The sequence below is a fragment of the Pseudomonas fitomaticsae genome (genome assembly GCF_021018765.1).
Lineage (GTDB): Bacteria > Pseudomonadota > Gammaproteobacteria > Pseudomonadales > Pseudomonadaceae > Aquipseudomonas > Aquipseudomonas fitomaticsae.
The window spans coordinates 2999624-3022716 of record NZ_CP075567.1 but is presented as its reverse complement, the minus strand read 5'-3'; the positions used below and the strand labels follow the sequence as shown (position 1 = coordinate 3022716).

The 23093-nt window shown below is 62.7% G+C and carries 24 protein-coding genes and 1 pseudogene; 12 read left to right on the top strand and 13 right to left on the bottom strand.

Annotation, left to right across the window (positions count from 1 at the left end):
• Positions 1 to 2: 2 nt before the first annotated feature.
• On the top strand, positions 3 to 971 hold the full coding sequence (locus KJY40_RS13605) for an AraC family transcriptional regulator (RefSeq protein ID WP_230737436.1): 969 nt from the start codon (positions 3 to 5) through the stop codon (positions 969 to 971).
• Positions 972 to 998: 27 nt separating this feature from the next.
• Here the strand turns inward: KJY40_RS13605 and KJY40_RS13600 are convergent, their stop codons facing one another.
• Positions 999 to 2909 (bottom strand): tyrosine-protein phosphatase, encoded by a 1911-nt coding sequence (locus KJY40_RS13600; protein ID WP_230737434.1) that lies wholly within the window; start codon positions 2907 to 2909, stop codon positions 999 to 1001.
• A 224-nt stretch (positions 2910 to 3133) separates the two neighbouring features.
• On the opposite strand from KJY40_RS13600, the gene KJY40_RS13595 reads away from it, so the two are divergent.
• Genes KJY40_RS13595 through KJY40_RS13585 form a run of 3 tightly spaced genes read left to right on the top strand, consistent with a single transcriptional unit; the run spans position 3134 to position 4358 of the window.
• Positions 3134 to 3388 carry a FecR/PupR family sigma factor regulator gene (locus tag KJY40_RS13595; RefSeq protein ID WP_230737433.1) on the top strand — a complete coding sequence of 85 codons (255 nt, stop codon included), beginning with the start codon at positions 3134 to 3136 and terminating at the stop codon, positions 3386 to 3388.
• Between the two features lie 55 nt (positions 3389 to 3443).
• Positions 3444 to 3938 (top strand): PaaI family thioesterase, encoded by a 495-nt coding sequence (locus KJY40_RS13590; protein ID WP_230737432.1) that lies wholly within the window; start codon positions 3444 to 3446, stop codon positions 3936 to 3938.
• 24 nt (positions 3939 to 3962) lie between these two features.
• A complete protein-coding gene (locus KJY40_RS13585; RefSeq protein WP_230737431.1) occupies positions 3963 to 4358 on the top strand; it encodes a RidA family protein in 396 nt (131 codons plus the stop codon).
• A gap of 3 nt (positions 4359 to 4361) precedes the next feature.
• Here KJY40_RS13585 and KJY40_RS13580 read toward each other — a convergent pair whose 3' ends face one another.
• The 4 genes from KJY40_RS13580 to KJY40_RS13565 are packed head-to-tail and all read right to left on the bottom strand — an operon-like array spanning position 4362 to position 8597.
• Positions 4362 to 5480, bottom strand: coding sequence for an agmatine deiminase family protein (locus KJY40_RS13580; protein WP_230737430.1), 1119 nt, complete (start codon positions 5478 to 5480; stop codon positions 4362 to 4364).
• A 47-nt stretch (positions 5481 to 5527) separates the two neighbouring features.
• Positions 5528 to 6631 carry an extracellular solute-binding protein gene (locus KJY40_RS13575; RefSeq protein ID WP_230737429.1) on the bottom strand — a complete coding sequence of 368 codons (1104 nt, stop codon included), beginning with the start codon at positions 6629 to 6631 and terminating at the stop codon, positions 5528 to 5530.
• Between the two features lies 1 nt (position 6632).
• The gene (gene aguB, locus KJY40_RS13570; RefSeq protein WP_230737428.1) at positions 6633 to 7541 is read right to left on the bottom strand and encodes an N-carbamoylputrescine amidase; all 909 of its coding nucleotides are present in this window, start codon (positions 7539 to 7541) and stop codon (positions 6633 to 6635) included.
• A gap of 3 nt (positions 7542 to 7544) precedes the next feature.
• Entirely contained in the window at positions 7545 to 8597 is a 1053-nt protein-coding gene (locus tag KJY40_RS13565; RefSeq protein WP_230737427.1) for an agmatine deiminase family protein, read from the bottom strand.
• Between the two features lie 137 nt (positions 8598 to 8734).
• Between KJY40_RS13565 and KJY40_RS13560 the strand changes: the two genes are divergently transcribed.
• Complete coding sequence (locus tag KJY40_RS13560; RefSeq protein WP_230737426.1) at positions 8735 to 9595, top strand: LysR substrate-binding domain-containing protein; 861 nt, start codon at positions 8735 to 8737, stop codon at positions 9593 to 9595.
• On the opposite strand, the gene KJY40_RS13555 is transcribed toward KJY40_RS13560, so the two are convergent.
• Positions 9558 to 10499 (bottom strand): LysR family transcriptional regulator, encoded by a 942-nt coding sequence (locus tag KJY40_RS13555; protein ID WP_230737425.1) that lies wholly within the window; start codon positions 10497 to 10499, stop codon positions 9558 to 9560. The genes KJY40_RS13560 and KJY40_RS13555 overlap by 38 nt on opposite strands.
• Before the next feature lie 134 nt (positions 10500 to 10633).
• On the opposite strand from KJY40_RS13555, the gene KJY40_RS13550 reads away from it, so the two are divergent.
• The 4 genes and pseudogenes from KJY40_RS13550 to KJY40_RS13535 all read left to right on the top strand — a co-directional run bounded on the left by KJY40_RS13550 (position 10634) and on the right by KJY40_RS13535 (position 12827).
• The gene (locus KJY40_RS13550; RefSeq protein WP_230737424.1) at positions 10634 to 11038 is read left to right on the top strand and encodes a RidA family protein; all 405 of its coding nucleotides are present in this window, start codon (positions 10634 to 10636) and stop codon (positions 11036 to 11038) included.
• A gap of 78 nt (positions 11039 to 11116) precedes the next feature.
• Positions 11117 to 11674, top strand: coding sequence for a helix-turn-helix domain-containing protein (locus KJY40_RS13545; RefSeq protein ID WP_230737422.1), 558 nt, complete (start codon positions 11117 to 11119; stop codon positions 11672 to 11674).
• 85 nt (positions 11675 to 11759) lie between these two features.
• A pseudogene (locus KJY40_RS13540) lies at positions 11760 to 12317 on the top strand (HD domain-containing protein); the annotation flags it as partial.
• Positions 12315 to 12827, top strand: coding sequence for a GNAT family N-acetyltransferase (locus KJY40_RS13535; protein ID WP_230737683.1), 513 nt, complete (start codon positions 12315 to 12317; stop codon positions 12825 to 12827). The pseudogene KJY40_RS13540 and the gene KJY40_RS13535, both read left to right, overlap by 3 nt.
• Positions 12828 to 12839: 12 nt before the next feature.
• Here the strand turns inward: KJY40_RS13535 and KJY40_RS13530 are convergent, their stop codons facing one another.
• From KJY40_RS13530 to KJY40_RS13510, 5 genes are all read right to left on the bottom strand, one after another.
• Positions 12840 to 13070 (bottom strand): hypothetical protein, encoded by a 231-nt coding sequence (locus KJY40_RS13530; protein ID WP_230737421.1) that lies wholly within the window; start codon positions 13068 to 13070, stop codon positions 12840 to 12842.
• Positions 13067 to 14104, bottom strand: a complete 1038-nt coding sequence (locus KJY40_RS13525) for a catalase family peroxidase (RefSeq protein WP_230737419.1) — start codon at positions 14102 to 14104, stop codon at positions 13067 to 13069. The genes KJY40_RS13530 and KJY40_RS13525 overlap by 4 nt, the downstream gene beginning before the upstream one ends.
• Positions 14105 to 14109: 5 nt before the next feature.
• Complete coding sequence (locus KJY40_RS13520; protein WP_230737417.1) at positions 14110 to 15567, bottom strand: aldehyde dehydrogenase family protein; 1458 nt, start codon at positions 15565 to 15567, stop codon at positions 14110 to 14112.
• Positions 15568 to 15586: 19 nt separating this feature from the next.
• The gene (locus KJY40_RS13515) at positions 15587 to 17116 is read right to left on the bottom strand and encodes a GMC family oxidoreductase (RefSeq protein WP_230737416.1); all 1530 of its coding nucleotides are present in this window, start codon (positions 17114 to 17116) and stop codon (positions 15587 to 15589) included.
• A gap of 115 nt (positions 17117 to 17231) precedes the next feature.
• Positions 17232 to 18155: a LysR family transcriptional regulator gene (locus tag KJY40_RS13510; protein ID WP_230737415.1), complete on the bottom strand. Its 924-nt coding sequence runs from the start codon at positions 18153 to 18155 to the stop codon at positions 17232 to 17234.
• Positions 18156 to 18305: 150 nt separating this feature from the next.
• Here KJY40_RS13510 and KJY40_RS13505 point away from each other — a divergent pair, with 150 nt between their 5' ends.
• The 3 genes from KJY40_RS13505 (at position 18306) to leuD (ending at position 21385) form a co-directional block, all read left to right on the top strand.
• Positions 18306 to 19235 (top strand): LysR substrate-binding domain-containing protein, encoded by a 930-nt coding sequence (locus KJY40_RS13505; protein WP_230737414.1) that lies wholly within the window; start codon positions 18306 to 18308, stop codon positions 19233 to 19235.
• A 116-nt stretch (positions 19236 to 19351) separates the two neighbouring features.
• Positions 19352 to 20773, top strand: coding sequence for a 3-isopropylmalate dehydratase large subunit (gene leuC, locus KJY40_RS13500; RefSeq protein WP_230737413.1), 1422 nt, complete (start codon positions 19352 to 19354; stop codon positions 20771 to 20773).
• Positions 20774 to 20776: 3 nt separating this feature from the next.
• Positions 20777 to 21385, top strand: a complete 609-nt coding sequence (gene leuD / locus KJY40_RS13495; RefSeq protein ID WP_230737412.1) for a 3-isopropylmalate dehydratase small subunit — start codon at positions 20777 to 20779, stop codon at positions 21383 to 21385.
• A gap of 38 nt (positions 21386 to 21423) precedes the next feature.
• Here the strand turns inward: leuD and KJY40_RS13490 are convergent, their stop codons facing one another.
• Positions 21424 to 22335 (bottom strand): LysR substrate-binding domain-containing protein, encoded by a 912-nt coding sequence (locus tag KJY40_RS13490; protein ID WP_230737411.1) that lies wholly within the window; start codon positions 22333 to 22335, stop codon positions 21424 to 21426.
• Positions 22336 to 22358: 23 nt separating this feature from the next.
• The gene (locus KJY40_RS13485) at positions 22359 to 22697 is read right to left on the bottom strand and encodes a VOC family protein (RefSeq protein ID WP_230737410.1); all 339 of its coding nucleotides are present in this window, start codon (positions 22695 to 22697) and stop codon (positions 22359 to 22361) included.
• Positions 22698 to 23093: the final 396 nt, after the last annotated feature.

The following is a 23093-nucleotide window of genomic DNA, read 5'->3' as shown; positions in this document are numbered from 1 at the left end:
CGGTGTACTCAAGCCCGACGCGCCAGACCCTCATCCTGCGATCCGACAACATGGCCAGCGACGACTTCGGCGCCCTGTTCTCGCGAATGTTCGGCAACCGATATGGCGACACCCCGCCACCGCCCAAGGACATCATCATCGGTGGCGTTTACGGGCGGTACGAAGGCGTGAGTTTCCGGCGCATGCATTACCGGGGCGATTTCAGCGTCACGTTTCCCGAGCCGTTCGACGAAATCACCTTCGTCATTCCCACCGCCGGCAAGATCGTTTTCAACCATGAAGACGTGGGGCTGAGCGATGTGGGGCTGGCCATCGACAAGGCGGACTTGCGTTCGATGCGCTTTATCGACAATCACGCCCAGCACGGCATGTCGATCAGCCGCGCAGCGCTCACCGAACGCTTGTCGTCGCTGTTGGGCCGACCGATCGTGCACAAGCTGCATTTCGAGCCGAGGGTGGATCTGAAAAGCCCGGCGTTTCAGGGCATTCGCGCGCTGATCGATCTGGCCACCGGCGCGGAGTTCGGTCTGCTGTTGAACGCCGGCTCCCTGATGCCGTCGCGGCTGCGGGAGATGCTGGTGGACGCCGTGCTGGAGGCCTGGCCGCACAATTTCAGTCAGGCGCTGCGTCGACCCGAGGCGCTGATTGCGCCACGGCATGTGAAGCAGGCCATCGAGTACATTCAGGCGCACCCCGAGAGCGCGGTCAGCGGGACGGATCTGGCGCAGTTGGCGAATGTCAGCCTGCGTGCGTTGCAGGAGGGCTTTCGGCGATTTGCCGGGACGTCGATTGTCGGGTATCAGCGGCAGGTACGGCTGGAACGCGCCTACGAGACGTTGCGTCAGGGCACTTCGCCGTCGGTGACCGAAGTGGCGCTGCGATTGGGCTTCAGCAATGTCGGGCGCTTCAGCCAGTATTTCCAGAGTGCCTACGGCGTGAGCCCGGCCGAGGTACGAAAAGGACTGCGCTGAGGCAGTCCTTTATGTGTCTGAGGTGTTTCAGAACTGATAACTGGCCTTGAGCGCACCGCCGAAACCGTGGCTGTCGCCCCCGCCGCTGGCACCGACTTCGGCGCCCACACTCAGGGCGCCAAGGTTGGCCATGACATTCACCCCGCCACTGAACTGGTCACGATTGTCGAATGCCGCGCGCTGTTCGATATCCAGTCCCAGCAGATGCCCTTCGCTGTCGACCTGATGATCGCCCAGCACATGCTCGTAGCCGACCCGCACGCCCGGCACCAGTTGCCACGCGCCCATCGGCATCGGGGCGAACGAGACGCCGAGATTGGCCACCGCGCTACGCCGGGTGTCCTGAATGTCATCGACATTGAGGGCCAGTTCGCTGCCCTTTTCCTGGAAGCCCGACAGGTCCAGACGGCTGACGCGCACGCCGAGGCTCGGTTCCAGAATCACAGTGTTCAGCGGCATGCGATAACCGAGTGCCAACGTGGCACCACTGAGATTGCCATGAGTGCCGCCCTTCGCCGAACCGAGGCCGCCGCCGAGGTCGCGCTTGCTGTCGTAGTCGACGTAACCGGCGCTGAGGCTGGCATCGGCAAACAAACCACGTTCCAGACTGGTGAAGCCATAACGGGCACCCAGATTGAGGAAGGTGAAGTCGGTATCAGCCTCGCCGCCCGCCCCGCCGACGGTGCCTTTGCTGTAACCGATACCGCCGCGTGCGCTGAGTTGCTCGGAGAAACGCTGAGTGACGCCAACCATCAAGCCCTGGCTGTGTTCGTTGCTGCTTTGCGCATGGGCCGAGCCGTCGGTGCCGAGGTAACCGGCGAGCGCGGTGCTCCACAACCGGTACTGGCCAACCTTGAGGTCAGTGCCACTGGCGAATGGCGCGGCGGCCTGCTCGATCATCGCGTTCTGACGCAGCAGATAACTCGCCGCATCCGCATGCACCTGACCGCCGACCGTGGACTCGACACCGTCCAGGGTGCCGGCGTCGATGGCCGATTGCAGGTAGTAGTTGTAGGCGCTGTAGGTGCCCGAGAGTTTGCTGTTCTGCAGTTGCTGCAACAGCTGCGCCCCGGCCGCAGCGTTGCCGATCAGCCCGGCCTGACCAGGCAGGCTGTTGTACTCGACCATTTTGCCGCGCAGCACATAGATGGTTTCCTGGGACAGACCCAGCCCCTGCTTGAGGTAGTTGTCCATGCTGCCGTACTGCGCGGTCACCTGATCCAGACCCGCCTGCAGGTAACTGGCCTCGACGCCCAGCAGCGGCGCGTAGATCGCGGCCATGCTCGGCGGCATCATCGCCAGTGTCTTGGCGACCCGCGCGGCCGTGTAGTCGTTGGTCGCCAGGTAGTTGCTCATGATCGTCGCGTTGTCGACCCCGGCGATGCTCAGCAGCACGGCGGCGGTCCAGCCGGTGCGGTCTTTGCCGGCGGTGCAATGGAACAGCGCGGCACCGTCGACGCCTGCCAGTTCGTTGAACAGCACGTTGAACTGGCTGCGCATGCCGGCGTCGCTGACGAAGGCGCGGTTGGTCTCCTGCATCATCGCAATCGCATCGGCCGCGCTTTTGAACGACACGGTGGTGATGTTCGAGCCGGAAGTGGTACTGCCGATGATGTCGATGTTCTGGTAGGTCGCCCCGATCGGCATCGTATCTGGCGTGCCGGCGATTTCGCTGGGCGTGCGCAGGTCATAAACCGCCTTGATCCCCAGGCCATTGAGGGTCGCAAGATCCGCCGCCGTCGGCGTCAGCGCATTGGAACGGTAAAACACCCCGGCGCGCATCGTGCCGTCGTGGGTCGTGGAATAGGCGGTGGTGGTACCGGCGATATCCCGGAAATTGTCGATGCCCGCCAGACGCGGGGTATCAAGGTCGGCGGCCTGGGCGGCAGCAATGGACAGACTCAACACGGACAGCGAACACGCAAGACGTTGAAACACGGGGCAGCCTCACTGGAAACACATTGGGCTGCCCACTATCTGCATTGAAATGTGACGGAATATGACAATTGCGCGAAGGCCGGAAATAGCGGCGCGATCTGTCCATGGGCGGCGTTTTTTGTCCGTTAAACGTTCACTAACCGTTTAAATACTCAGCGTGCTTTGACGTTTTTTTTGCAAGCGGCAACGTAAACTGCCCTCTCCGGCCATCGTGGAAACCGTCAATGAACGACGCAGATGAAGAAATCCTGAACCAGGCAGCGCACTGGTGCCTGCGCCTGCAGGATGACACTTGCACATCCGACGAGCGCCTGGCGTTCCAGCAGTGGATTCAGCTCGACCCGCGCCATGCCTTCGAATACGCAAAAATGCTGGAAATCTGGGACATCAGCGAGCAATTGCCGAATCACTCGACGACCCGCAAAAAACTCCTGACCGATCCACCGCAGCACGAACACAAGGAGCAATCCTCACGGTGAGCATTCGGGGTTAGAATCCGTCCGGTTCGGCTTACTGATTAAGGATGACTCCGGCATGGCCTCCCCCGACACTTCCCTGCAAGACATTGCCGCCCCCGAGGGCATCTGCTTCGGCTGCGGCAGCAGTAACCCGCACGGGCTGCACATCAAGAGTTTCTGGCATGAAGACGGCGTGCACGTCATGGCCGAGCATGTGCCCGAGGCCAAATACAGCGGCTGGCCGGAACTGGTCTACGGCGGGCTGATCGCCATGCTGGTGGACTGCCATTCCAACTGGACCGCGATGGCGTATCACTACCGGGCCGAGCAGCGCGAACCCGAAAGCCTGCCGCGCATCAACTGCGTCACCGGCAACCTTGGTATCAAGTTCATCAAACCGACGCCAATGGGCGTGCCGCTGACGCTGAAGGCGAAAGTCGACGGTGAAGTCGGGCGCAAGACCCGGGTGATCTGCGAGGTGTACGCCGGGGAGGTGCTGACGGCGGTGGGCGATTCGGTGTTTGTTCGAGTGGATACCGAGCAGTTGGCGGCGGCCGCGCACGGTCGCTGAAACGCAGTACTCAAGGACATCACAATGCCCAACCGCGAAATCATCATCCCTGAATCCATGAAACCCATCGTCGAACGCGCCGGTTACGCCCCGGCGGTTCTGGTCGGCGACACGCTTTACTGCGCCGGTCAGGTGGGCCGGACGGCTGACTTGAAGGTCATCGAAGACCCCGAGCAGCAATTCATCCGCGCCTGGGAAAACCTCGACGAGGTGTTGAAGGCCGGTGGTTGCACCTTCAACGATGTGGTGGAGATGACCACTTATCACGTCGACATGAGCCATCACATGCCGGTGTTTCGTGACGTGAAGAACCGCGTGTTCCCCAAAGGTTTCTGCGCTTGGACCTGCATAGGTGTCAGCGAACTGGCCCATCCGGGGCTGCTGGTGGAAATCAAATGCGTGGCAGTGCGCAGGCGCTGAGCCTTATGCCGGCTGGTGACTGGTCACACAGTGAATCCCGCCACCGCCGGCCGCGATCGCGTCGATGTTGATCTGCACCACGTCGCGGTTCGGATAGAGCTTTTTCAGCAGGTCGAAGGCCTTCTTGTCCGCCTCCTTGTCGCCAAACTCCGGGGCGATCACCGCGCCGTTGATCACGAAATAGTTGATGTAACCGGCGGCGAAGTCGTCGTTGTCCTTGTTGAATTTGGTCTTGCGTGGCTTCAGCGGTGGCGAAACGGTGTGGATCTGCAACGGACGACCGTCGGCGTCGGTGGCCTTTTTCAGGATTTCCAGGTGCGCCAGGGTGACCTTGTTGTCGTAGGAGCGCGGGTCGGTGTCGAGGTTGGCGATCACCACGCCGGGTGTGACGAAGCGCGCATAGAAATCGACGTGGGCATCGGTGATGTCCATGCCCTTGATGCCCGGCAGCCAGATGATCTTGCGCAAACCGAGGCGTGCTTTCAGTTCCGCCTCGACGTCGGCCTTGCTCCAGCCGGGGTTGCGGTTTTCGTTGACCCAGCAGCTTTCGGTCATGATTGCGGTGCCGTGGCCGTCGACTTCGATGCCGCCGCCCTCGCCCACCAGTTCGCTGCGCTGATAGGTCGCCTGCGCATCAGCCGCCACGCGTTTGGCGATCTTCGCGTCTTTCGAATGCTGTTGCTTGTTGCCCCAGCCGCTGAAGTTGAAGTCCACCGCCCCGAGGCCATTCTTGTCGTCGATGACGAAGTTGGCGCTGATGTCACGCATCCAGATGTCGTCGAGGTTGGCGATCTGGTAGGTGATGTTGGAGGTGCCGCAAATCTCCTCGGCCAGGCTGCGTTCGCCGCTGCGGCAATAGATGGTCAGCGGTTCGTAGCGGGAAATGGCGCGGGCGATGCGACCGAGGGCTTCCTGGACGTCTTCGGTGAAGTCTTCCCAGATCGCGTCCTGCGCGCCGAAGGCCATGTAGGCGCGCTCGTGTTTGTCGCCCTCGTCGGGCATGAACCAGCGACCTTCGCTGGCCGCCAGCACCCGCGCCGGGGACAGGCCGAGGCCCATGACGGCAGCGCCTACGCCGGCGGCGACTGAAACCTGTTTGATGAACTCGCGACGAGTGGGCATGTGTACGTTCCTGATGTGTAAGGGGCCGCCGAGGCGGCCCGGAAAAATCACTTTGCAGTGGCGGTCTTGAACTTGGTCCAGGTGCGCATGCGGGCACGCATGTCGGCCTGGGGAATATCCTTGCCCGGTATCAGACGAGCATAGGTCGCTTCGTCGAGGTAGATGTCCGGGTTGTTGCGCATCGCCTCGTCCACGTTTGGCCGGGCCTTGGCGTTGGAGGTCGGGTAACCGGTGAAATTGCTGATCGCGGCCATGTTCTCCGGGCGCATCACGAAGTTGATGAATTCGTAGGCGTACTCCGGGTGTTTGGCATCGACCGGAATGGCCATGGTGTCCATCCACACCGTGGTGCCCTCGCGCGGCACGCGGTACTGGAAGCGGGTCTGCTTGCCGGCGCTGTCCGAGGTGCGTTGGGCCTGGGTCATGTCGCCGCTGTAGCCGAGGGACAGGCACAGGTTGCCGTTGACCAGATCGGTCACCGGTTGCGACTGGAACTTGCGGATGTACGGCCGCAGCTTCATCAGCAGATCACTGGCCGCTGCCAGGTCCGCAGGCTTGGCGCTGCGCGGGTCGCGGCCCAGATAGTTGAGCACCACGGCCAGCACTTCATCCGGCGAGTCGATCATCGAAATCCCGCAATCGGCGAATTTCGCGGCCAACTCCGGTTTGAACAGCATGTCCAGGCTGTTGACCGGCGCGTCGGCCATGCGCTGTTTGATCTGCTCGGCGTTGTAGGTCAGGCCGATGGTGCCCCAGGTGTACGGCACCGTGGCCTTGTTCGAATGCTCGTAATGGCTGCGCAGTTTTTGCAGGCCCGGTTCGATGTCGTTCATCGCCGTGATCTTCGAAAGGTCCAGCGGCAACAGGCTGCCGGCACGCATCAAGCGCTCGGCCACGGTGTCGCCGGGGAAGATCAGGTCGTAGCCGCTGCCGCCGGACAGCATCTTGGCTTCCAGGGTTTCGCTGCCGTCCATCACGTCGTAGATCACCTTGAGCCCGGTTTCAGCGGTGAATTTGCTCAACGTGTCTTCGGCGAAATAATCCGCCCAGTTGTACAGCCGCAACGTCTTGTCTTCAGCGTGCACGGCCGGCACCAGACCGGCCAGCGCCAGGCCCAGAGCGCCCAGCAACCACTTGTGTGAGGTGTGCATGTCAGACTCCTTGAGGATTCCAGCGGGCGTGAAGGTGACGGCCGTCCTGGCTCAACAGCGCGCCGTACATTTCCGGACGACGGTCGCGGTAGATGCCCCAGCTCAGGCGATCTTCGCGCATGGCTGCCAGATCCAGGCTTTGCACCAAGACACCGGTGCTGGCGCGGTCGGCTTCGGCGAGCATTTTTCCCTTGTGGTTGCAGATGAACGACGAGCCGTAGAAATTCATTTGCAGCGCCGCATCGGTGCCCGCCACTTCGCGGCCAACGCGGTTGGAGGCGATCACCGGCAGCAGATTGGCAGCGGCGTGGCCGCGCATGGTCATCTGCCAGTGGTCGCGCGAATCCAGATCCGCGCAGCCCGGTTCCGAACCGATAGCCGTCGGGAACAGCAGCACTTCAGCGCCCATCAAGGCCAGGCAGCGGGCGGTTTCCGGGAACCACTGATCCCAACAGATGCCCACGCCGAGGCGACCGAACGCGGTGTCCCAGACTTTGAAACCGGTGTCGCCGGGGCTGAAATATTCCTTCTCCTGATAGCCGATGGCGTTGGGGATGTGAGTCTTGCGGTACACGCCCAACAGGCGTCCGTCGGCATCGGCCACGCTCAGGGAGTTGAAGTAGGCATTGCCGGCCTTCTCGTACCAGCTCAGCGGCAACACAACGCCGAGTTCACGGGCCAGCGCGGCGAAACGCGACAGCACTTGGCTGTCGCGGTACTCCTCGGCCAGCGCCATGTGATGGTGGCTCTGTTCGATGCAGAAATACGGCGTGGCGAACAGTTCCTGCAACAGGATCACTTGCGCGCCCTGCGCGGCCGCTTCACGCACCAACTGCTCGGCGCGATCAAGATTGCTCCTCAGGTCCCAGGTGCACGGCATCTGAGTGGTGGCGACTTTGAGCAGCGTCATCGATCAACCCTCCACCGGCCAGGCTGGCTGTTGCTGGGTGATGCAGTGCACACCGCCGCCGCCATGGGCCAGGTGATTGATCTGCACCGGCACCACTTCACGTCCCGGGAACGCTTTGGCCAGCGTTTCTGCCGCGATATGGTCGGCCTCGATGCCATACGCCGGCATGATGATCGCGCCGTTGGCGATGTAGAAATTGGTGTACGAGGCGCAGAACACTTCGGCTTCTGTGTCCACCGCGTCGGTGGCTTCGTACAGCTCGATCAGCTCGAACTTGCGGCCCTGGGCGTCGGTGGCCAGTTCCAGTGCGCGGCGGTTTTCCCGCACGACTTCGGCGTACACCGAGCTGCGATCGTGAGTCGCGTCCACCAGCAACACGCCGGGACGGGCGAAGGCGCAGACGCCATCGACGTGGCCGTCGGTCATGTCGCCGGTGACGTAATCCGGATCGCCCGGCAGCCAGATGGTTTTCTTCACGCCGAGCAAACGACTGAAGATTTCTTCCATCTCGGCCTTGCTCTCGCCGGGGTTACGGTTGGGGTTGAGCAGCACCGATTCGGTTGTGATCAACGTGCCCTCGCCGTCCACATGGATCGCGCCGCCCTCGTTACTCAGCGCCGTGCCGAAGCACTCGCCGCCCAGGTGATTGAGTACGCGGCGGGCCAGGCTTTCGTCCAGGTCATGGGCCGACTTGCCGCCCCACGCGTTGAAGCGCCAGCTCACCCCGGCCAAACCTTGCTCCGGGTGCACCACGAAGCTCGGGCCGGAGTCGCGGCACCAGCTGTCGTTGACCGCCAGCGGGATCAGCTCGATGTTCGGCCCGCACAAGGCTTTGGCGCTGGCAATCGCCGACGGATCAACAACCATTTTCACCGGTTCGAACCGGGCGATGGCGTTGGCGACGCGGGCGAAATCTTCCTGCACCAACGGCAAGGTCACGCCCCAGCCCGACTCCCACAGGGCCTTGTTGTGTGGCCAGACCATCCAGGTCGCCGCGTGCGTCACCCACTCTGCCGGCATCATCCAACCGCTGTTGTTGTTTTTGTTCTGCTGCATGGTAAAAAGCCCTTTGAGTTAAGCCATTGTGTTCAATGAAAACAGCCTTGGCGGCGTTGACGTGCATGCTAATGGCGGCCCAATGGGCAAACAAACGATGAATTTAGCGGAAAACTGATTAGAGGAACTTATCGATCATGCTGAAACACTGGCCACCCCTCAGCTCGTTGCGCGGCTTTGAAGCCGCCGCCAGGCTGGGCAGTTTTCACAAGGCCGCCGAGGAACTGAGCCTCACGCAATCGGCCATCAGCCAGCAGATCCGCAGCCTTGAGGCGTACCTGGAGCAACCGCTGTTTTTCCGCAGCGGGCGCAGTGTCAGCCTGACCGACGCCGGCCATGATCTGCTCAGCACCACCCAGGCCATGCTGCAGCAATTGTCGGTGGGCATCCGGCGATTGGGGCAATATCAGAAACCCAATCAACTGGTGCTCAACACCACGCCGGCGTTCGCCCGGCATTGGTTGCTGCCACGGCTGGGGGATTTCCGCCGTCAGCATCCGAATGTGGATTTGTGGATTTTCAGCACCGATGAAGTGCCGGACATGGCGACCCAGACCATCGATCTGGCGGTGCGCGACGACATCAGTTCGCAGGCTGAATGCAGCTTCAAGGTGCTGCACGCCGACCGCCTCTATCCGGCGTGTCATCCGAGCTTGTTAAGCGTGCCAAGCGCGCAGCGGACAACGCTGCACGGCGAGCGGGAAATGGACTGGAGCCATTGGGCGGTGGAATCGGGAATCGATGTCGGCCAGCAGGATCAGGGCCTGAACTTCTCCGATCCGGGCCTGCTGCTGGACGCGGCATGCGGCGGCCTCGGCATCGCGCTGGTCAGCCAGTTGCTCAGCCGCAAGGCTCGGGCCGACGGGCTGTTGCAGCCCTTGGTGGACGAGACCATTCGCGGCCCGAACTGGGCGCTGCTGACCCACCGCGACAGCGAAAGCGATCCGATGGCCCGCAGTTTTACCGAGTGGTTGCTGGCGAACCTGAGCGATCCATGACCGGTGCGTGGCGGGTCATCACTTCGGCGATCCAGTCGATGAACACCCGCAGCTTGCGGCTGATGTGGCGGTTCGGTGGGTACGCCACGTAGAGCGGCATCGGATCGAGGCGCCAGTCTTCGAACAGCGGCACCAGATCACCGCTGGCCTCGTGTGCTTTGGACATGTACCTGGGCAGCCACAACACTCCCAGCCCCGCGAGGCCTGCCGACAGGTAAGCGTTGCCGTCATCGACCGCCAGCACGTGGCGACCCTTGATCTGCAGGTCTTCATGTTCGTTGTGCAAGGCGTAAGGCACGGGTTTGCCGGTACGCGCCCAGAGGAAACCGACCACCCGGTGATGGCTGTCCTCCAGCTCCCGGGGATGCACCGGGGTACCGGCGCGGGCCAGGTAACTCGGCGCGGCATATACGCCGAGCTCAAGATCGGCGACCCGCCGGGCCATCAGCGACTGATCCCGCAGCTCGCCCCCGCGCACCACGCAATCGACGTTTTCATCGATGATGTCGACGATCCGGTCGCTGACGCCCATGTCGATCTGGATCTCCGGATACCGCGCACAGAACTCGGGCAGCGCCGGCACCAGAATCAGGTTGGCCAAGGGGCTGGGCACGTCGACCCGCAAGCGTCCCTTGGGCTGGGCCGCGGCGCCGGGGAGACTGGTCTCGGCGTCGTCCATGTCCGCCAGCAGCTTGATCACCCGCTCGTAATAGGCCGCACCGTCCGCCGTGGCATTGACCTTGCGCGTGGTGCGGTTGAGCAGCTTGACCCGCAGCCGCGCCTCCAGTTGCTGAATGAGCTGGGTCACGGTGGTCTTGCTCATGTGCAGGGTTTCTGCAGCCTTGGTGAAACTGCCCGCCTCCACCACCCTGGCGAAGGCTTGCATCGCGTCAAAACGGTCCATACCCCACCTCTGATAGCAGCTCGATTGTTTGGGATTTGCAAACAGTGATCGCCAAGGTTGCGCGTTTATCGCGTCAAGGCAAGTCCCTACAGTTTCTCCATCACAGGTTTTCAACCCATTGAAGGAGACACCCCATGACCAATATCCAGCCAAAACGCGACGTGGTTTTTCCACCTGGACGCCATGCGCTTTATGAGCGCAATCGTTATTCCCCGGCGGTTCGCTCCAACGGTTTTCTGTTCGTCTCAGGCCAGGTCGGCAGCCTTGAGGACGGCTCGCCGGAACCGGATCTGAAACAACAGGTGCGACTGGCCTTCACCAATCTCAACGCCATCCTCGGCGCGGCCGGCGGCAGTTTCGACGATGTGGTGGACGTAACGGTGTTCATGGTCGATCCGCAATCGGCCTTCGAAACCATCTGGGAAGTAGTGCCCGAGTTCTGGGGCGAGGCGCCGCACCCGACGATTACGGCGGTCGGCGTGACCTGGCTGTATGGCTTTCAGTTCGAGATCAAGGTAATCGCCAAACTCCCGGAATGACCTGACATCGCGTCGATTTGCAGCGCGGGCCGACAGTCTTCAGACTGTCGGCCCGCATTCCTTTTGCGATCCATCGCCATGTCCGACACCTTGTTGAAGCCCAGTCTGCCAGGCATCGCCCTGCGCCGCTGGCGCGTGCTGCACCGCGTCAAGCAGAGCCATGCCGCCGAGTTGTTCAGGGTCACCCAGTCGACGATTTCCCGCTGGGAAAGCGGCGTGCAGGCAATGGATCCGGACGCGCATCTTCAGCTCGAACGGCTGCTCGCGGCACGACTCGACAGCGCCGCCGATCAGGCCCTCGCGCGACTGGTTACGGACAGCGCCCGTCCAGTTCATCTTGTCTGCGACCTGACCCATCGCCTGCTGGCCTGCTCCCCCGCCCGCGCGGCGCAATTCAGCAGTCCGCTGAGCGATCTGCTGGGGCAATCGCTGTGGCGCTTTGCGACGCCGGAAATCCAGCACAAGGAGTCCTTGCTGGATGACACCGGTTGGCGAGAAATCGCGGCGCCGCCGGCGCTGGAATTCGTCACCGGCCGCAATGACTCAACCCTCGTCCCCATTCGCGAAAGCCTGTGCCGCTGGACGCGAATCGCGCTGTCGGACGGCACCGCCGCACGGCTGGTGGAAACGCTGTAGGCCGCGCGCCGCATATTTTATGCGTGGACGATGATCAAGGCCGGGCCTAGGCTTTCAGCTCTGCTCTCTTAATCCCGGCCACTGTATGAACCTCGAAAAAATCAAGGGACGCCTCGACTTCCTGCGCGAAGCGGAACGGCTCAAGGACGTCCTCAGAAGCGCCCACACCTCCTCCGGACGCAGCGAAAGCACCGCCGAACACAGCTGGCGCCTGTGCCTGATGGCGATCGTGTTCGCCGACGACCTGGCCGGGCTCGATGTGCTGAAAGTCCTGAAGATGTGCGTCATCCACGACCTCGGCGAAGCCATCAACGGTGACATCCCGGCGGTCGATCAAGCCGGTTTTCCCGACAAGGGCGAACAGGAGCGCAACGACTTGCTGTTGCTCACCCGTTCCCTGGACGACGCGTTGAGAAACGAAATCCTCGCGCTCTGGGACGACTACGAAAACGCCCACTCCCCCGAAGCCAAAGCGGTGAAGGCCCTCGACAAGCTGGAAACGCTTTTACAACACACTCAAGGAAAGAATCCGCCAGACTTCGACTATGGCTTCAACCTGGCCTACGGCAAGCAATACACCAATGCCGATCCGCTGTTCGAAACCCTTCGAACCCTGATCGACCGGGACACCCGAGAACGCATGAACACAAACATCACAATCCGCAACGAACGCGCCGAAGACATCGACACCATCGCCCGAATCACCGAGGCCGCGTTCCAACACGAAGAACACTCCAGCCACACCGAACAATTCATCGTCAACGCCCTGCGCCGCGCCGGTCAGCTCAGCGTTTCACTGGTGGCGGTGGAGAACGACACGGTGGTCGGCCATGTGGCCATTTCCCCCGTGACGATCTCCTCCGGCGCTCAAGGCTGGTACGGCCTCGGCCCGATCTCCGTGTGCCCGACCCGACAGCAGCAAGGCATCGGCTCGGCGCTGATGAAAGCTTCGCTGGCGGAGTTGCAGCGCATTGGCGGGGTTGGTTGCGTGGTGCTTGGCGATCCGGGCTACTACGGCCGCTTCGGCTTCAAGGCCCATGCCGGTCTGGAGTTGCCGGGGATTCCGACGGAGTACTTCCAGGCGTTGGCGTTTGAAGGTGAGTTGCCGGTCGGTGTCGTCAGCTACCACGAGGCTTTTGACGCCACCGAGTAAGGCCCGAGACGCTTAACGCACCATCCACCGCGCCATCAACCGCGAACTCTGCGGCATAAGCCAATACACCATGTTGAACGAGATCAACCCGGCCACCAGCATCTTGAACAACCACCCCGGCAATTGCAGATCCGCCAGTTCCAGCAGCGCCGCCAGTGCCCACGGCATAGACACCGACAGCGGCCACACCACCAGCCATGACACCAGCCATTGCTTCCAGCGGGCGCCGGCCTCGGTGGTCATGGTTGCCGGCGCCGCAGCACGGCGCGCTGGTAGATGCGGTCGCGGGCCAGGGTCATCGGGTCGCGACTCAGGGCGATGCCGTCGAGCAACCGGCCGGGGCTGAAGTCGAGGCGTTGCTGGGCGGCTTGCTGATCTTCAGCAGGCACCAGCGAATCGAGGGTGAAGAGGCCCAGTTCGACTTCACGGCGGTTTCTTGGCCACGGGATCGAGCCGTCTTCAATCACGTCGCCCGGCGCTGCCAGTTGCGCGATCAAACGCATCTGCGCCGGGCCCTTCGCCAGTCGTGCCGCCAGTTCGTCCTGCAAGTAGTCGGCTGGCATGCGGGCGGCTTGTTGATCGCTGATAAGCGATTGGCCGGTTAGCGGTTCGATGCGATAGCGCACGATCTGCTCCTGGCTTTCCCGGTTACTGAAAACCAGCGAATTCACGCCGAAGTATTCGATGCTGGTGTAGCTGACGGGCGCCGGTTTCGGCGTTTCCAGAAAGTGCCTGGCCCTCGGATGCTCTGCCAGAAAAGCCTGCAACGGCTGCGGATCCGGCGGTGTTGCGACCGTTGCAGCGATGCCTTTCAGGAAGCCGAGAAATTCCAGTGGCGTGGCCACCGGAAAACCGTCGAACGAATGGCCGACAATGTCGGTGAACTCGCCGTTCGGCAGTTTGAAACGCACCGCGAGCCCGCGCGGGCTGGCCAGCGGATCGCCGTCCACCGTGGCCGGCACGCCACTGAAGTTGGAGAACCGCAGCACCACCGGCACCGGTTTCCCCTGCAAATGGGCCGCACGGCTGAGACTCGCCGCCGCCGGTGAGGCGGTGAAAGTCCCGTTCACCAACAGACCTTTGGCATGGGTCGCGCGAAAGCCGGGGTGCTTGCCGAACGTGGCGTACAGCGCATCCAGCAACGCATCGTAGAGTTTGTCCTGAAACACCGGATCAGTCCTTGTGAAAGTCAGAGGTTGTTCGCCTGCGGCATAGGCCGGGGACGCGCTCAGCGCCCCCGCCAGCAGCGCGACGATCCACGGTCGGGATAATCGCATCGCGGTCACTCCTGACGCCGACCGGGATTGAGCGCGATGTGTTTGTACTCGACAAAATCATCCATCGCCGCCACGCCGTTCAGGCGCCCCTGCCCCGACTGTTTGAAGCCGCCCTCCTCGAACTCGTCGTAGACCACCGCCCAGTCGTTGACCCACACCGTGCCGGCCTCCAGTTCACGGGCGACCCGCAGCGAGCGGTCGATGTCGCGGGTCCAGACGCTGGCGGCCAGGCCGAATTCGCTATTGTTGGCCAATTCAATGGCCTCGGCTTCGCTGTCGAACACCTGCAGGGTCAGCACCGGGCCGAAGGTTTCGCGCTGGACGATGGCCATCTCCGGATCACTGACCCGCAGCAACGTCGGCCGATAGAACGCGCCTTTGGCCAGCGGCCCGTCAGTCACCGGCCCACCGCGCACGATGACTTGCGCACCGGCAGCAATCGCCTCTTCCACCACCTGATTGACCCGTTGCACGTTCGGTTTGTCGATCAGTGGCCCCATGTCACTGGCCGGATCCGCCGCCGGTCCGACCCGCACCGCTTCAAGTCGAGCGGCAAGGCGTTCAGTCAACGTGTGGGCAACGTCGCGTTGCACCAGCAGGCGCGAACCGGTCATGCAGAACTGCCCCGAGAACACCGTGAGCGCCTTGACCAGCGTCGGCACCACGGCGTCGAGGTCAGCGTCGTTGAACACCAGCATCGGCGTTTTGCCGCCCAGTTCCAGGCCGAAGCGCTTGAGGTGTTGCGCCCCCGCTGCCGAGATCGCCCGACCGGTGCCGGTGCTGCCGGTGAAGCTGATGACCGGCACCTTCGGCGACTCCACCAGATGGATCGAACCGGCCGCGCCCTGCTCGCTGAACAGGTTGATCACGCCGCGCGGCAGCGACAGCGCTTCACTCATGATCCGCGCCACCAGTGCGTTAGTCTGCGCGGTCTGCCCAGGCATCTTGATTACCGTGGTGCAACCGGCGGCCAGGGCCGGCGCCAACGAACGGATCATCAGCACCACCGGCGAATTCCACGGCACGATGATGCCCGCGACACCGACGGCCTGACGGATCACCAGAGAGATCTTGCCGGGCCGGGGTTGCGCGGCGCGGCCATGTTCGGTGCGGGCCAGCGCGGCGTAATAGCGCAATTTGGACGGCACCATGCCGACTTCGAATGCGGCCTCGGGACGGATCTTGCCGTTCTCCAGCGCCAGGGTGTCGATCAGCTCGGCGGCGTTGAGCTCGAAGACGTCCGCCAGTTCCAGCAAGACCTGCGCGCGCAGCTGACTGTCGTCTTTCCATGGAGTGTGCGTGAAGGCCCGTTGCGCAGCGTCGATGCCTTGCTGCGCTTCGGCCAGTCCGCCCTCGGCGTAGCGACCGATCAGCTCATAAGTTGCGGGGTCGATGGAATCTTTGTAATCACCGGAATCCAGCCACAGGCCGTCGATCCAGTTCAAAACCTTGGTGTTGTTCATGGCGAAAACTTCCTTGGATTCAGGCGTAGAGACCGGCGATTTTTTCGGCGGTGGCGATCACGGTGAGGTTGGTGGCAACCGACGGCACGTCCGGGAAGATCGAGGCGTCAACCACTCGCAGGCCCTGCACGCCGATCACTCGGGCTTCGAGGTCAACCACCGCGTGCGCATCTCCTGGCCGGCCCATCGGTGCGGTCGACGTCGGGTGGTGATAGGTGTCGAGCGTGGCTTTGACGCTGGCCAGCAAGGCGTCGTCGGAATCGTTGCCCTGCCCCGGATTCAGTTCGGAATGGATCAAACCCTTGAGTGGCGCCGTTGCACCGATCCGCCGCGCCAGGCGAATACCGTCCAGCAGACGCTGGCGATCCATCGGTTCGGAGAGGAAGTTCAGATCGATGTTCGGCGCCACTAACGGATCGCGACTGGCCAGCGTGACCTTGCCCCGGGACAGCGGCCGGGTCAGCGCCACCGCGAGCACGAAGCCGACCTGGGTCGGGCTTTGGTCGTGGGGGAACAGGTGGGTCGCGGTGATGTGAATGTCCAGATCACCGTGCTCGGCGCTACGGCTGTGGGTCCAGAGTTTGGCGCCGATGGCCGGTGACTGGCGGCCGATCAGGTCGGGTTTGGCGGCGTAGGCGTTGTAATAGAACGGGTGATCCGCCAGGTTTTGCCCGACCGGCAATTCGGCGACCGGCTCAATGTCCAGTGCGCGCAGATCGTCGCCAGGGCCGATGCCGGAGCGCAGCAGGATCGCCGCGCTGCCGTAACTGCCCGCCGAAAGAATCACTTCGTTGGCGCGTAATTGCTCGCCATTGGCCAGTTGCACACCCACCGCGCGTTTGCCGTCGAACAGCACCTTGTCCACCAGACTGTCAGCGAGAATTTGCAAGTTATCGCGGGCGCGCACCTCGTCCGTGAGGTAAGCCATGCCGGTGTTGACCCGCACGCCATCGACGATGTTCATCGGGTACGGGCCGACGCCGTTGGCATTCGCGCCGTCGAAGTCGTCGATCATCCGGTAACCGTTGGCGACCGTGGCGTAGATGAAGGCTTTCTGCATCGGCGTGACGTCGGCGCTGCCGAGCTGATGCACCGGCAGCGGTCCGTCATGGCCATGCAATGCGCTGGCGCCACCGCTGTAGTTTTCCAGTTTCTTGAACGAGGGCAGCAACTCTTCGTAGCTCCAGCCCGGCAGATTCCAGCGCTGGAAGTCCGTGGCACGGGCGCGAATCGCCACCGCGCCGTTGATGGCCGAACTGCCGCCCAGCACTTTGCCGCGCAACGCACCGATCGGGTGTTCGACGTAGCCCGGCCGGGAGATGTAACCCCACTCGAACTGGGGATTGCCATTAGCACCGACCACGTCGCTGCTGGCGACGATTTCGGGGTACTTGCCCGGGGCAAAACTCTGGCCCGCCTCCAGCAACAGCACCTGGCGCCGGACGTTTTCACTCAAGCGACGGGCCAGCACTGCGCCGGCGGAACCGCCGCCCACCACGATCACATCGACCGGGGCACGCCGGGCAGAATTTACAAGGGTATCGTTCATCGGTTTCTTCCCTGTCAGGCGTCAAAGCGCGCCTGTTGAGGAAGAGCTTATTGAAGGGTACGAGGGCTCATAAGCCGGGGAAAAACGAATCGCGGTTTCGCTTTTCCCGAACGCCTCAACCGGCCGAATGGGCCGCGAGCAATTGCTCCCACAACGGCGGACTGCCGATCTGTTCGCAGAGAAAATCGGTCAACGCCTGCAACTTGGGCGAAGCCCGCTGGGAGCGCCGGTACACCGCCGAAATATTCCCGCCCCGGGGCGCGTAAGGCGCCAGCACTTCTTGAAGCTCACCGTCCACGATAGCTTGCGCCGCCAGAAATGTCGGCAGGATCGCCAGCCCCATGCCGGCCTTCGCCGCTTCCATCAACTGGTGGCCGTTGTTGGTGCGCATCCGGCAGCGCACGCGAAACGATTCCAGCCCATTGTTCACCGGCAACGTCCACATGCCATGGGGTTCGCGGTTCACGTAGAGCATGGCGGAATGCTCGGACAGTTCCTGCGGAGTTTGCGGCGTGCCATGGGCGGCCAGGTAATCGGGACTGGCGCAGATGATGTGGCGATTGGCGGTGATGGTTTTCGCCACCAGCGAGGAGTCCGGCAACTCGCCGATGCGGATCGCCGCGTCGTAGCGTTCTTCGTGCAGGTTGACGTGGCGATCGTCGAATTCGATGTCCAGGCGCAACTCGGGATAGCGCACCGCGAACGACGACAGGATCGGCGTCAGGTAACGAATGCTGAATGCCATCGGCGCCGCCAGTCGCAGGCTGCCGCGCAGGCTCGATTGAAAGGCCAGCACCGCGTCCTCGGCCTCCTCGACCTCCGACAGAATCCGCACGCAATAACGATAAAACACCTCCCCGGCCTCCGTCAGCCGCGCCTGCCGCCCACGTTCGAGGACGATGCTGCCGAGGCGTTTTTCCAGTTGCGCAATCCGCTGGCTGACCATGGATTTGGCGGTACCCAGTTGCCGGGCCGCCTCGGTGATACTGCCGGTGTCGACCACCATGACGAACGATTGCATCTCGCAAAGCTTGTTCAAGTTCTACATCCAGTGTGTGCAAGGCTCAGACGGCGCAATCTACGGTTCACCCGACATCGACCACCAGTACCGAAAACGGGCCGCTGCTTCCCACACAATGGACAATCGGGCTTGTATAGTTGGCGTCCCTTTTCCAGCGAATCTCGCCCCGTGCTAGACCTCAATGACCTGCAGTATTTCGTGATGGTGGTGGACCACGGTGGCTTTGCGCCGACGGCGCGGGCGCTGGGCATTCCCAAGTCCAACCTGAGCCGACGCATTGCCTTGCTTGAAGAGCGTCTGGGCGTGCGACTGATCATCCGCAACACCCGGCATTTCTCGGTGACGGAGCTGGGCCAGACCTACTACGTCCATTGCCGCGCGATGCTGAAACAGGCCGAGGCCGCCGAAGCCGCGATTGCCATGACCCGCGCCGAACCGGGCGGCGTGTTGCGCGTGACCTGCCCGACGACGCTGCTGGAAGAATGCGTCGGCGGGATCATCACGCGCTTCATGGCCATGCACCCGCGTGTCGAAGTGCATCTGGAGGCCAGCGACCGGCAGGTCGACGTGGTGGCCGAAGGCGTCGATCTGGCGTTGCGGGTGCGGCCGCCACCCTTGCAGGATTCCGAGCTGGTCAGCCGGGTGCTGTCGCAGCGGCCGCAATGCCTGGTCACCAGCCCTGCGCTCTTGAACCGGCTGGGCGAACCCCGCGAGCCGGAAGAATTGTCGCGATTCCCCAGCGCCCACCACGGCAGCCCGCAGCAGGTTTACAGCTGGACGCTGTTCCATCAGGACGGTTCCGAGTTCACCCTGCAACATCGCCCGCAATTGATCACCAAAGGCCTGCCGATGCTGCGCTGCGCGGCCATCGACAGCGTGGGTGTCGCGCAAATGCCGATGTCGCTGGTGCATGACTTCATCGAGCGCGGTCAACTGGCGGTGGTGCTGCCCGACTGGGCGCCGCGCACGGAGATGATCTACGCGGTGTTCGCCAGCCGTCAGGGCATGCTGCCGTCGCTTCGGATGCTGATCGACTTCATGGCCGAGCAGTTCGAGTTGCTGGACGATCCGCTGCGAGGAATGCGCACAAAGGCCTGAGGCCATTGCTCACGGTTCGTGTTTAACCGCTTCACCAAAGCGCTATTGATGCCATTTCTGCGTTCAATATCCTGTCCTCAAGTTGTTTTTGCACCGGACAGAAAAGAGCGCAAGCCATGCCCAGCCCGAGAACGCTGTACCAGAAGCATATCGACAGTCACACCGTCTGCACCCTCGACGATCAGGGCCACGTGCTGCTTTACATCGACCGCCAGGTCGCCAACGAATACACCAGCCCGCAAGCCTTCAGCGGCCTGCGCGATGCCCGGCGCACGGTGTGGCGGCCCGCAGCGACACTGGCGGTGGTCGATCATGTGAACCCCACCGCACCAAAACGCATCGCGACCATGCCTGACGCCGGGGGCGCGCGTCAGGTGTCGTACTTCGAAGAAAACTGCCGCGACTTCGGCATCGAGCTGTTCGATGTACTGGATAAACGCCAAGGCATAGAACATGTCGTGGCGCCGGAACAGGGCTTCATTTTGCCGGGTATGGTGGTCGCGGCCGGCGACAGCCACACCACCACTTACGGCGCGCTGGGCGCCTTCGGTTTCGGCATCGGCACTTCGGAAATCGAGCACCTGCTGGCGACACAGACGCTGGTCTACAAACGCCTGAAAACCCTGCGGGTGACGGTCAACGGCGAGCTGGCCGAGGGCGTCACGTCCAAGGACATCATCATGGCGCTGATTGAAAAAATCGGTGCTTCCGGCGCCACCGGTTACGCCATCGAGTTCACCGGCCCGGCCATCAGCGCTCTCAGCGTCGAGGCGCGCATGACCATCTGCAACATGGCCGTCGAGGCCGGCGCCCGGGGTGCGTTCATGGCGCCGGACGACAAGGTGTTCGCTTACCTGCAACTGAAGCCGCGAGCGCCCAAGGGCAAGATCTGGGAGCAGGCCGTCGAGCGCTGGAAAACCCTGCACAGCGACCATGGCGCGGTGTTCGATCGTGAAGTCAGCCTCGACGTCGCCGCGCTGGAGCCGATGGTGACCTGGGGCACCAGCCCCGATCAGGCCTCGCCGGTCAGCGGACACGTGCCGGACCCGGCCGCCCAGCCCGATCCGATCCTGCGTCAGGGCTTGCAGCGCGCCCTCGACTATATGGGCCTGACGCCCGGCATGCCGCTGAACGAAGTGACGATCAGCCATGCCTTCATCGGTTCCTGCACCAATGCGCGGATCGAAGATTTGCGCGATGTCGCCCGTGTGGTACGCGGCAAGCGTGTGGCGGCTCACGTGCGGGCGATGATCGTTCCCGGCTCGACGCTGGTGCGCAATCAGGCCGAGGACGAAGGCCTGGCGCAGATCTTTCTCGACGCCGGTTTCGAGTGGCGGCAATCGGGCTGCTCGATGTGCCTGGCGATGAACGACGACGTGCTCGCGCCGGGTGATCGCTGCGCGTCCAGCACCAATCGCAACTTCGAAGGCCGTCAGGGCGCCGGTGCGCGCACCCACCTGATGAGCCCGGCGATGGTCGCCGCCGCCGCCATCAGCGGCCATTTGACTGACGTGCGCACCGTCGCGCTGGAGGCTTGAACCATGCAACCTTTCGACACCGTCAGCGGCAGCGCCGCGCCGTTTCTTGCGTCCAACATCGACACCGACGTGATCATGCCCAAGCAGTTTCTCAAGGGCATCGATCGCCAGGGGCTGGATCGCGGGCTGTTCTTCGATCTGCGCTTTCTCGCCTCCGGCGAACCCAACCCTGAATTCGTGCTCAACCAGCCGGCCTGGCAGGACGCGACGTTTCTGGTGACCGGCCCCAACTTCGGCTGCGGTTCCAGCCGCGAACACGCGGTGTGGGGCTTGAAGCAAGTCGGCATCCGGGCCTTGATCGGCACCACGTTCGCCGGGATTTTCTATGACAACTGCCAGCGCAATGGCGTGTTGGCGATACAGCTGGACGACGCGCCGTTCAAGCGCGTGGCCGAGGCAATCAGCGTCCCGGAAACCGCGCAGATCAGCGTGAACCTGGCACAGCAGACCCTCGAGCTGGCAGACGGCACACTGATCGGCTTCGAGATCGATCAGTTGCGCAAACAGTCGCTGCTGCTCGGGCTGGATGCCATCGGCACCACGCTGCAACGCACCGAGCAGATCCGCGCCTTCGAAGCGCGGCATCTGGCGGACAATCCCTGGCTGGGTTGATGACAAAAAAAACGGGCGGTTCATTGAACCGCCCGTTTTCATTCCACGGATAAATCGCGGAAGTACTCTTCCAGAAACTCCACGCACACCCGCAATTTCGCCGACTCGCTGAGCCGGGTCGGGTAGACCGCCCAAACGTTGGCGCTCTGGGTGTAGCCGTCCAGCACCTGCACCAGCCTGCCCTGCTCGAGCATCGGTTTGACGTCCCACATCGAGCGCAACAGGATCCCGCCGCCGCTCAAGGCCCACTCCAGCACGATCTCGCCGCTGTTGGAGGACAACGGGCCATTCACCCGCACCGTCTCTTCTTGCCCGTCCTTGCTCAGGGTCCAGATGCCGAATGCGTTGTTGCGCTCCTTGAGCACCAGACAATCGTGATCTTTCAGGTCCTCAAGGGATTGCGGCGTGCCCCGGCGTTCAAGGTATTCCGGCGTGGCGCACAGCACGCGCCGGTTGCTCACCAGTTTGCGCGCCAGATGCTGGCCCGGCAGGTCATCGCCGACGAGGATTTCCAGGTCGAAGCCCTCGCCCACCAGATCGACCACCCGGTCGAACACGTCCAGCCGGATATCGAGTTTCGGGCACGTCCGAGACAACTGGCTGATCGCCGGCGCCACATGATTGCGGCCGAAACCGAAGCTGCTGCAAATGTGCAGCGACCCCGCCGGCTGGTGCCGGGCCTGAGAAATCTCGCCGAGAAACTGATCGAAATCCCCCAGCAGTTTCTCCGCCCAGATCCGCACCCGCTCACCGTCATCAGTCAGCGCGATGCGCCGGGTGGTGCGGTGCAGCAGCTTGCTCGCCAGCGTGGTTTCCAGGACCGCGATGCGCTTGCTGACGTAGGCCGGTGAGAAGCCCAACTCGTCGGCGGCGCTGGCAAAGCTGTTCTTGCGGATGACGGTGAGGAAAACCTTGAGGTCTTCGGGCAAGGGAAACGGGTTGAGGCTCATACGGTGTCGGGTCCGTCCGTGGCTCAGGCAATCTGCGTGAAGGCGAGATGGTAGCCGTTGCAGTCGCGTACGCCAAAGTCCCTTGAACCATAGGGCATGTCCTGCAACGGCCAGACGATGTCTGCCTTGTCCTTGATTGATGCGTAGTAGCGCTCGACATCCGCGATTGCAAAGTAAAACGTGCCGGAGCAGGCAACGGGTGCCGTCCAGAGGTCCTGCTCGGTGAAGATCAGGCGACTGCCGTCCAGCTCGGCAGTGAACGTGAGTTCAGCGGAATCCGCCACCGTGAACCCGAGCCTGTGACGGTAATGATCTCGGGTCGTTTCCAGATGACGGCAGCGAAGAAGCAGAGTGATGGGCATGTCGACCTCGGTGTTCCCGTAAGCAATTGGCGCATGATGACCTCACTGCCCCTCTGCCAGCAACGGTTGGCCAAAAGGAAAATCTGCCCTTGAAATGACCGTTCGGCGCTTTTTCTGGCAGCCCTGCAAAAACGGGTCTAGGGTTGCGTGGCTGGCGAAATGCTGGCCACTTGGCAAACGTCGCTCGACGAGCGCCATCAGCGGCACTGGAAGAAAAATCAGGGATGGTTTTTGTGCTTGCGCGGGTATTGCACTCTTGAAGAGTGAACGACCTATCCCTGTGTTTCGTTGCTTTCTATCAAGGACAGAAAGATGACCAACGTACAGGCGAGATTTCCCCGTTTGCCCCACCGGCAACCCCCTTCATTGACGCCCGAGGCCAGGCCCGACGGTTTT